Annotated in this window: 7 protein-coding genes; 4 read left to right on the top strand and 3 right to left on the bottom strand. The window is 60.6% G+C overall.

What is annotated here, in order from left to right:
* The first annotated feature begins 298 nt into the window (after positions 1–298).
* The 4 genes from ABX749_RS10315 to ABX749_RS10330 all read left to right on the top strand — a co-directional run bounded on the left by ABX749_RS10315 (position 299) and on the right by ABX749_RS10330 (position 4,772).
* A complete protein-coding gene (locus ABX749_RS10315) occupies positions 299–2,422 on the top strand; it encodes an NfeD family protein (RefSeq protein WP_372895908.1) in 2,124 nt (707 codons plus the stop codon).
* Positions 2,423–2,425: 3 nt separating this feature from the next.
* A complete protein-coding gene (locus ABX749_RS10320; RefSeq protein ID WP_145208802.1) occupies positions 2,426–3,013 on the top strand; it encodes an NfeD family protein in 588 nt (195 codons plus the stop codon).
* A gap of 154 nt (positions 3,014–3,167) precedes the next feature.
* Positions 3,168–4,271 (top strand): flotillin-like protein FloA, encoded by a 1,104-nt coding sequence (gene floA, locus ABX749_RS10325; protein ID WP_145208804.1) that lies wholly within the window; start codon positions 3,168–3,170, stop codon positions 4,269–4,271.
* A gap of 42 nt (positions 4,272–4,313) precedes the next feature.
* On the top strand, positions 4,314–4,772 hold the full coding sequence (locus ABX749_RS10330; protein WP_145208806.1) for a hypothetical protein: 459 nt from the start codon (positions 4,314–4,316) through the stop codon (positions 4,770–4,772).
* Positions 4,773–4,836: 64 nt separating this feature from the next.
* On the opposite strand, the gene ABX749_RS10335 is transcribed toward ABX749_RS10330, so the two are convergent.
* The 3 genes from ABX749_RS10335 to ABX749_RS10345 all read right to left on the bottom strand — a co-directional run.
* The gene (locus ABX749_RS10335; protein WP_372895909.1) at positions 4,837–6,198 is read right to left on the bottom strand and encodes a serine/threonine protein kinase; all 1,362 of its coding nucleotides are present in this window, start codon (positions 6,196–6,198) and stop codon (positions 4,837–4,839) included.
* 2 nt (positions 6,199–6,200) lie between these two features.
* Positions 6,201–8,414, bottom strand: a complete 2,214-nt coding sequence (locus tag ABX749_RS10340) for an amino acid permease (RefSeq protein ID WP_372895910.1) — start codon at positions 8,412–8,414, stop codon at positions 6,201–6,203.
* A gap of 574 nt (positions 8,415–8,988) precedes the next feature.
* A partial coding sequence (locus ABX749_RS10345; protein ID WP_372895911.1) for a TatD family hydrolase occupies positions 8,989–9,726 on the bottom strand: 738 nt, incomplete at its 5' end.

Consider the following 9,726-nt stretch of genomic DNA (forward strand, 5'->3'; position numbering starts at 1 on the left):
CCAGGGAGGGCATGGAGGTGCCCGGACGCTGGCGCGAACCGGCTGATGTCAAACGAGGATCAGCCGATTGGCGCGAGCCTTCGGGCCCCGCAAGGCAAAACCGGAGGGCTCGCGCCCTTCCGCTAAAAGATGCTTCACCGCGTTGCCTGCCAGGGAGGGTGAATTGCCAAGAGTCCCGACGGCTTTTTCTGCGGCATACCGGCAATCCCCTCCCCGCGACCGTTAACGACCTCGTCTCGGGGCATTCGTGCCCTATAATCACTCGTGCGTCGTTTCTGTCGTCTTTGGAGTGGGTGTCGTGACCTTACGAGCGTGGCTTTCGTTTGTCTTTCTGGCACTTCTGTGCATCTCGCCGGGATTCTCGGCCGATGCCGAGAATGGGTACGTGGTGGATGTGCCCGTCCCACTGGGCGGCCAATCGGCCACGGCGCTGATCGGACAGCTAGAGCGATTGGCAAAATCCGCGCCACAGGACGGTCGGCTGGACGTCGTGCTCCGCTACGATGCGGAGTCCTCCGGAGGCGAAGCGACCTCGTTTGAAGACGCGCTCAAAGTCGCCCGGGCGGTCACCGGCGACCGGCTCCGGTCGCTGCGAATCGTGTCCTTTGTCCAAGGCAGCGTGACCGGTCATTCACTGCTGCCGATCCTGGCGTCCGACTCGATCCTGCTTTCATCAGGCGCCCGACTGATCGATGCCTCCGCCGGCGAAAGTGACCAGGACGAAACGATCGTGTTGGCCTATCAAAGCATCGCCGCCCGCCGTGGCCTGTTTCCAAAACCGGTCGTCGCCGCGCTGATCGATCCCGACGTCGAACTGGCTTGGGTCAGCAACGTCGGCGGCGGAAAGTCCTTCGCCGGGGGTGAAGAACTCGTGAAACTACGTGAAACAGGCGAGGTTTTGGAAGAAGAAGTGTGGAGCGCGGCAGGCGTGCCGGCCACCGTCTCGGCCGATCAGCTGCGGTCCGCGCGGATCGCCGCCGGCATCGTCGAGACGCTCGAAGAAGCCGCCGAAGTGCTCGACCTGGCACAAATCATTCCCGTCGAATCGGACGCCATCGGGGGAGTCACCAACGGTGTGCTGCTGGAAATCACCGGCTCGATCTCTCGCAGTCGGGTGCGGCGCTGGCAAAGCAATCTCAACGGGTCGCTGGTCGAGGGCTCGGTCAACACGTGGCTGATTGCACTCGATTCGATCGGCGGCGACCTGGACCAAAGCGCCAGCTTGGCCAGCTCATTCGCGATGCCCGAACCGCCGCTGCGAACCGTCGTCGGGCTCGTCAGCAAAGAAGCTCGCAGCGACAGCGCGCTGTTGGCGGTAGCGTGCAAACCGCTGTACATGACCCCCGATGCGATCCTGGGCGGGACCGGCGCCGATGAAATCTCGCTGACCGATCTGGACAATCACGACGAGCTGATCGACAGCATCGCCCGAGCCACCAAACGCCCCGTGGGCTTGATCCGCGGCCTATTGTGCAGTGACCTGGAAGTCTATCGATACACCAACAAGAAGACGGGCAGGGTCAAATACACCACGCCGGCTGACCTGGTTTCCCAATCCGACGATCCCGACTTGGAACGCGATCGCTGGGAAAAAGGCGAACGCATCGAAATGAAAGAAGGACTGACCGCCGACAGAGCCATCGAGCTGGGACTGGCCGACGGGCGCAGCGATTCGCTCGACGATGTCGCCCGTCGCAGCGGCATGGAAGCGGTGCCCAAACCGGTTTCCGATCGAGGCCTGGTTCGATTCGTCGAACGACTCGGTCGCAGCCAAGGTCTGATGATGATCTTGCTGATGGTCGGGTTCGTCGCCTTGTCCGCAGAAATGAACGCCCCCGGCATGGGTGTGCCCGGTTTTCTGGCCATGGTCTGCTTCGGACTGTTCTTCTGGATGAACTACTTGGCCGGGACCGCCGAATGGCTGGAGCTGGTCTTATTGATGCTTGGACTGTGCTGTATCGCGCTGGAGATCTTCGTGATTCCCGGTTTCGGAATCTTCGGCATCGGCGGGCTGATCATGACGATCGCATCGATCGTGCTGATGAGTCAGACCTTTGTGTTGCCGCAAAACTCCTACCAACTGGCCGTCATCACGCGGGGACTTTGGGCAGCCCTGGGAAGCTTGCTAGGCCTGTTCGGGGGGTTTGTGTTGATGCGGCAATTCTTTCCCCATCTGCCGCTGTTTCGCCACTTGATCATGGAAAAACCGGACGCCGAGGCGATCCACCAAGCCGAGAAACTCGCGGATTTTAGCGCCTTGTTGCATCAAACCGGCCAAACCACGACGCCGCTGCGGCCGAGCGGAAAAGCCCGTTTCGGTGATCAAGTCGTTCAAGTCGTCAGCGACGGGTCGATGATCGACAAAGGGGTCTCGGTGACCGTGATCGATGTGCAAGGTGCCAAGGTGGTCGTCGAAGAATAGCCCATGCCGCTGACTTACTCCCTTGCTTTGCTAGCACTCTTTTACGTCCTGCTGGTGGGCGAGTTTTTCATTCCCAGCGCGGGGATGGTTGGTTTTGCCGCCGCGATCGCCGCGACGACATCGATTGTGATCGCGTTCACGCACAGCGCGACGGCTGGTTTTGCCGTGACGGCCACCGTCGTGCTTTCCACGCCGGTGGTGCTGGTCATGATGATCCGCTACTGGCCGCACACGGCGATCGGCAAACGGATCCTCAACCGTCGCCCCGGCCAGCTCGACGAGCCGACCGAAAGCCGCTTGCGGAGCGGCGAGAAGCGGAAAGATCTGGTGGGACGCTCCGGGATCGCCAAAACCAACCTGCTTCCCAGCGGGTTGGTCGTCATCGACGGCAAACGACTCGACGCGGTGTCCGACGGCAGCCCGATCGATGCCGGCACGGAAATCGTGGTGATCAGCGCGGTGGCGGGCAAGTTGCGCGTTCGGGTTGCCGAGCGAGCCGACTTGCATCCCGAACAGGTCGACGTCGAGCGGCGAACGGAATCGATCGAGGCGACGCTCGAGTCGCTGGATCTGGATGAATTGGACGAGTAACCGTGGGCCGGTTTGTCGACGGGTGTCGCGGGCCGCGATCGGATCCGGTACATTTGACAAAGGTATTGTCGGTCCAAGGACGTGGAATCATCACACGGGTTGGCGTGACAAACTGATCGGCTGAACTCGATTCGCACGGACAGGATGCAACACAATGGTTTTCGGGTCGTCACCTCCAGCTACTCTCATCGCGTGGTCATCGAATTTACTTGCCGTCGAAGCAAGTGATTTGACCGTTCCGGCGCTCGTGGGCGCCTTGATTTTGATCGGCATCGCGCTGGTCGTCTTTTTTGTATTCGCCAGCTACTTCGGCATCTGGGTGCAATCCTGGTTGACCGGCGCCGGCGTGGGCATCGGCGACTTGATCGGCATGACATTTCGAAAGGTCAATGCACGGTCGATCGTCCGCAGCAAGATCATGGCCGTCCAAGCGGGCTTGGATGACCCGGCGATGACCAGCGAGGCATTGGAAGCACATTACCTGGCCGGCGGAAACGTGCAACAAGTCGTCCGTGCGGTGATCGCAGCCAAAAAGGCAAAGACGATTTCGTTGACGTTCCGCGAGGCCGCCGCCATCGATTTGGCCGGACGCGATGTCTTGGAATCTGTCAAAACCAGCGTGTATCCCAAAGTGATCGACTGCCCGCCGCGCGGTTCCGTCAAACCCTCGTTGGATGCCGTCGCCAAAGACGGAATCCAATTAAAAGTGCGTGCGCGAGTCACGGTCCGAGCCAACTTGCAGCAGTTGATCGGCGGTGCGACCGAAGAAACCATCATCGCACGTGTCGGCGAAGGGATTGTCAGTGCGATCGGCAGCGCGGACAGTCACGCCGCGGTGCTCGAAAACCCCGACGTGATCAGTAAAGCCGTGCTCGCCAAACGTCTTGATTCGCAAACCGCGTTTGAAATCGTTTCGATCGACATCGCGGACATCGATGTCGGGGCCAACATCGGCGCCCGGCTGATGGCGGACCAGGCCGAAGCCGACACGCAAGTCGCCCGGGCTCGCGCCGAAGGCAAACGTGCCGCGGCGGCGGCGGAAGAGAAAGAGATGGAAGCCAAGGTCGAAGAAAGCCGTGCCGCGCTGGTGATGGCCCAAGCGTCCGTCCCGGAGGCGATGAGCGAAGCGTTCCGAACCGGAAAGCTGCACATCCTGGATTACTACAAATTGCAAAACGTGAGCGCCGACACGGAGATGCGGAAATCGATCGCATCGACGGGCCAGTCACGCAATAGTTCCGACAGAAAGAACGCATGATCGATGCGTCCAATGCGACTCAGACCAACACCCGAGTGAAGCATGGCTGGTGATCTAGAAGACTTTCTCAAACGCGCCGCCGAACGCCGCGCCCAAAAGCAACAACAGGCCGGTGGTGGTGGTGCAGGCGGTGGCAGACCGGCAAGGCCGGCGCCGAAACCACGGCCCAAACCGGAGTACACCGAGGCCAGGCGGGAACGTCAAGTTCGCCAGCGCTACGAAGAACCGATCCCGGTGGCGGAACTCGTCGAACCGGTCAACCCGCTTGCCGAACAACAGCGCAAGTTGGCCGAGTCGAAGAAAAAAGCCGCCGAAGCACGCGAGAAGCTGGCGCAACAACAACGCGACATTCACGAGCCTCAGGAAGCCGATCGCGGAGTCATTTCCATCGCCGGCGGATCACCCGCGGAGCAATTGTTGGATCTGATCCAACGTCCCGGCGGGTTGCAGCAAGCGTTTCTGCTACGCGAAATTCTGGAACGCCCCGAAGACCGCTGGTAAGGCCGGCCGCTCCGTCCCTTTCAACGTAGGGCATGCTGTGCATGCCGGTCGTGCTCCGTCAACGCTACTGCGACACGAACTCGCGAACGCAGTACAACGCGGTGAGGGCACCGAGCACGATGCCGAGCATCAGGCCGCCGACAAAGCCCACGGGGAAAGGTTTGCGGCGTTCTCGCGGCATCGACGGATCGATCGGTTGATCCAACACCAGCGGAATCGATGAATCCGAGGGGACCATTCCGACTTTGGAACCCTGCGTGCCAGAGCTTTGGTTGCCGGAACCCTGGTTGCCGGAGCCCTGTAGGCCGGAACTGTACTGGCCCGAACCGATCACCGGTGGCCCATCGGCGGAGACCGTTGGCCCCCACTCCGGTCCGTCGTCCATTCCGATCGGCGGCGCCGTCCATGCCTGACGCTCGATCGGCCGATCGACTTCGAACGAGGTCGTGCACCAAACCTCCAACCGCTCGGCCACTTCGTTCGCGGTCGCGATGCGTCGCGACGGATCCTTTTCCATCATGTCGGCGATCGTATCCACGAAGTCCTCCGACAAATCCGGGGCAAATTTTCGCGGATGCCAGGGCGTCTGCTCGCAGTGTCGTTTGCATTTGCTTTTGGAATCGCCACCGGGAAAGGGCACCTTGCCCGTCACGGTGTAATACAGCGTACAACCGAGCGAGTAGAGATCGCTGGCCGGTCCGATGGCCCGGGGATTACGAATCTGTTCGGGGGACAGATAGTCTGCGGTCCCGACGATCTTTCCGGCGCGTGGATCGTCATCCAATCCCATGCTCCACGCGGCCAAGCCGATGTCAGAGACCTTGGCGTGGCCTTCGGGGGTCACGAGGATGTTTCCCGGTTTGACGTCGCGATGCACCAGCCCCAAGTCGTGAGCGTATTGAAGCCCCCGTGCGGCTTGCGAGATCACCAAAGCAGCGTGATTCATGCTGAGCGGGCCGCCGCGACGCACCAATTTCCGCAAGTCGGTTCCGGGGACATATTCGGTGACCAGGTAGTGCACACTGCCATCTCGACCGGCGTCGTAGGCGCGGACGACGAAGGGGCAGTCCAACCCGGCCTGCACTCGGATTTCACGGGTGAAGGAATCTCGCGAGAGGGCCGTCGACTTTTCCAACGGTAGCACTTTGACGGCACATTCGCGGCCCATCACTTTGTGCACGGCCTTGAAGACTTGCCCCATTCCTCCCTGGCCGATCCAGTCGGTGATCAGGTAAGGTCCCAACGTCAACTTGGTCCGTCCGGTGTGTAGTTGTTGCGCCTGGTAGGCGGTCAACAGTCCGCTTTTGACCAGGGTCGCGGCGATCAATGCATCGTCGTCCGCACCGACTTTATCGATGACTTTGGCCATCTGACGCTGGGACACCAAGCCGCTGCGGATGGCAGATTCTTTGAACACGCTGCCCATGTCTAACTCTCCAACTTCATTCCGCCGCCGCTTCGCACCAGCGCGACCCGTGGTAAGTCGCCGACGAGTTCTTCCAGGTGCATCAGGAACTCCGTATCTTCGCCTTCGGCAGGAATCGCAAGCCCCAGATAGACGAACGCGGCATCACGGCTGGTCGTTTGGATGGCGTGCGCCGCATTATCGCTGACGACGACTTTGGTTTGCCCGACGATTCGGGCTTCCCTGAGCAAACCTTCCAAGTGGGAGTTTACTTCATCGATCGCCGAATCGCTTTGCACGACCCGCAATAGTCGCAACTGCCGCCCCTGCCAGGTCGGGTGGGATAGCATCAGATGGGCCAACAACACCATCAATTCACCGTTGGCCCGTCCCCGCCACCAGACGTCGACGGTCCCGCTGGGCGCGACGTCTTCGCCTTGGGATTCATCGATCTGCCGCAGGACCACCACGCTGCGATCGAGGCCTTCGAGATTTCGCAGCAGACCGCCAAAGACGCGCATTCGATCAGCCGACAAGGGACATCCCATCAGGACCACGTTCGGTCGCAACCGTCCCAGCCCCTGGCACTGAACCAGCGCCTGAACCCCCGCGGTGTAATCACTGGCCACGACCACCGCGGGAAAGGCGGCCAACCGCCGTTCCTTGATCATCGCGTGCAAGATCGATTCCTGACTCGCTAGACGCTCGGATTGGTCATCCAGTCCACCGGGGATCACCTGCGCCAGTGCCAAAACCCCTGTCTCCCGCGACAACCAACTGCCGAACACGACCAGGTGCGGACGCGAGAATCCGCTGCCACTGAATGCCAGGATAAACGGTCGCCAGTTCTTGGGATGGTACAGACTGTCTTCCAGCTTCAACAGATTGCGACGGGTGCGTTCGAACAACAAGCCGCTGCCTAAATCGCCCCAATCGGCGTTCACATCCGCACGCGTCAGGTAGGAGTGCAAGGCGGCGACCAAACCGCTCGCCACGATCGCCCAGCGCCAATCGATCAACAACATCACCAGCCCACAGCCGATCGCGCCGGCGAGGGCAGTGACCCAGTTGCTGTAACGGAACTGGGGCCGGTAACTGGGGTTGTTGGTGATCGATTCGTAGAACGTCGCCAGGTTGAGAAGTCCGTAGGTCAGCAGGAACGCCATCGTGATCAGGGGTGCGATCGAATCGAGGTCCGCCGCCATGATGCCGGTTTGAGCGATCAGTGCCGTGACCAAGATCGCCCGCCGAGGCTCACCGTCGTCGCCGCTGACGCCCAGGGGTACCAGTTGCAGGAAGACACGGTCGCGGGCCAGCGATTGCAAGATCCGCGGGGCCCCCATCATGCTGCCCAGCGCCGAGGAAAGCGTCGCCGCAAAAACGCCCAACGTGATCAACAACGGAAACATCGCCACGTTGCTGACGACCATGTTGCTGCCGATCAAGTCTTCACGACTCGCGCTGCCGCCCAGACAAACCGCCATCGATGCATAAATCAACATCGTGACGACGACGGCTGAGAGCGTGCCGATCGGGATCGAACGCGCCGGATCACGAAGATCACCCGACATGTTCGCCCCCGCCATGATCCCGGTGACCGCGGGAAAGAACAACGCAAAGACGGTCCAGAATGACTCCGTCCCCTCGAACCCGGTGCCCCAATTGGACGCCAAATTCTGCATGTCGAAGTTCCCGGCCGCACCGCCGAAGAACGACAGCAGCGAAATCACCACGCTGGCCAAGATCACGAATTGAATCTTGATCGCCCAGCTGGCACCGACCCAAACACAAACGGTCACCATCAGATTGGTCAAAGACGCGACCAGGATCGGTGACGTTCCCTCGGGCAGCAACACCAGCATCGCTTCGGAAAAACCGATCACGTACATCGCCACCGAAAGCGCCTGGGCGGCAAAAAAGACCAAGCCGATCGCGCCGCCAAATTCCGGCCCCAGGCTGCGGCTGATCAGAAAGTACGCGCCTCCGCCTTCGACACGCGTGTTGGTGGCGATCGCTGAAAGCGACAAACTGGTCAAGGTGGTGATGGCGTTACTGGCCAAGACGATGACCAGGGCAGCAAAGACGCCGGCCTGTCCCACGACAAAGCCGAAACGCAAAAACATGATGACGCCCAGGATCGTCAGCACACAGGGTGTGAAGACGCCCCCGAAGGTCGAAAATGAATTCCCTTTCTCTCCACCCTTCACAGCGGACTCCGGATCGCTTGACGGAAACACACGACCGGTTCGAACCCAACCGGCCGGTCACCGCAGTGATTCTAGCGGCCGGGGACCGTTTGCGGGATCCCGCGACGCCCGCCCCATTCCAATCGCGGACGCCACGGCCTGTCGATTCAAGCCCGCACGCGTTAGCAAGGGGCCACGCGACGCCCCTCGCCCATGCGTACCTGGAATCACTGCGCTGATCTTCGAACCTCGATTCAATCGACAGGAAATCAAACGGGCGGATTGCAGTGCAACGCTGGAAGCGTCCGCCTGAAGACAGCCCCCATTACGCGACTAAAGTGAACCCACCGATGGCAGAGCGAACCCACGGATGAAAACCAGCTAACGATCCGTGGGTTCGCGCTGCCATCGGTGGGTTGGAAAAGAGGAGGGACCGGAGACGCTTGCGCCCTGACGCTGAAACCGTGCAAAACCAGACGTCTGGCATGCACAGCATGCCCTACGCGGCTGCGCTGATTTCGGAACTTCGATTCAATCGACAGGCCATCGCGCGGGGGGATTGCAGACATTCGGCATGCACAGCATGCCAGACGCGGCGAGGCACCCAATCAAACTCGATACCGCACTACCCGCGTGGGGTGAAATTGAACTGCTTGCTTTTGGAAAAGAATTCAAGCGGATTGTCGTAAACGACTTTGCGGACCAGGGATTCCGGCAGACCGCGACGTCGCATCTCGAAGATCAGATCCGGGACCGCAGTCGGTTTACTCGGCCCCCAATCGCCGGCCGAATTGACCAACAACCGCTCGCCGCCGGTCTGCTCGATCATGTCGACCGCTCGCTCGGGCGTGCATTTGGTGACCGGGTAAAGCGTCATTCCGCCCCAGAACCCGCGATCCAACACTTCGCCGATCGTATGCTCTTCGACGTGATCGACCAGAATCCGATCGCGCTGCAGGCGTTTGTCATCACACAGCATGTCCAGAATCATCCGCGTTCCCTGGTATTTGTCTTCCAGGTGCGGCGTGTGGATCAAAATCGATTGGCCGTGCTCGGCGGCCAGATCCAGATGCTCCAAGAAAATGGTGGCCTCGTTCTTGGTGTTCTTGTTCAGCCCGATCTCGCCGATCCCCAGCACATTGGGCTTGTCCAAAAACTCGGGAATCATCGCGATCACGTCGCGTGACAGTTGGACATTTTCGGCTTCTTTGGCGTTGATGCACAACCACGTGAAATGCTGGATACCGTATTGTGCCGCCCGAGCCGGCTCGGTTTCGGTCAACTGACGAAAGTAATCACGGAATCCGTCGACGCTGCCCCGGTCATATCCGGCCCAGAACGCCGGTTCACTCATCGCCACACA

This window comes from Stieleria sp. (assembly GCF_041595215.1).
Lineage (GTDB): Bacteria > Planctomycetota > Planctomycetia > Pirellulales > Pirellulaceae > Stieleria > Stieleria magnilauensis.

What these genes read in the sequence shown, in the direction of transcription:
- ABX749_RS10330 (WP_145208806.1), top strand. Translation starts at nt 4,314, where the DNA reads ATGGCTGGTGATCTAGAAGACTTTCTCAAACGCGCCGCCGAACGCCGC.
- ABX749_RS10335 (WP_372895909.1), bottom strand. Translation starts at nt 6,198, where the DNA reads ATGGGCAGCGTGTTCAAAGAATCTGCCATCCGCAGCGGCTTGGTGTCC.
- ABX749_RS10320 (WP_145208802.1), top strand. Translation starts at nt 2,426, where the DNA reads ATGCCGCTGACTTACTCCCTTGCTTTGCTAGCACTCTTTTACGTCCTG.
- floA (WP_145208804.1), top strand. Translation starts at nt 3,168, where the DNA reads ATGGTTTTCGGGTCGTCACCTCCAGCTACTCTCATCGCGTGGTCATCG.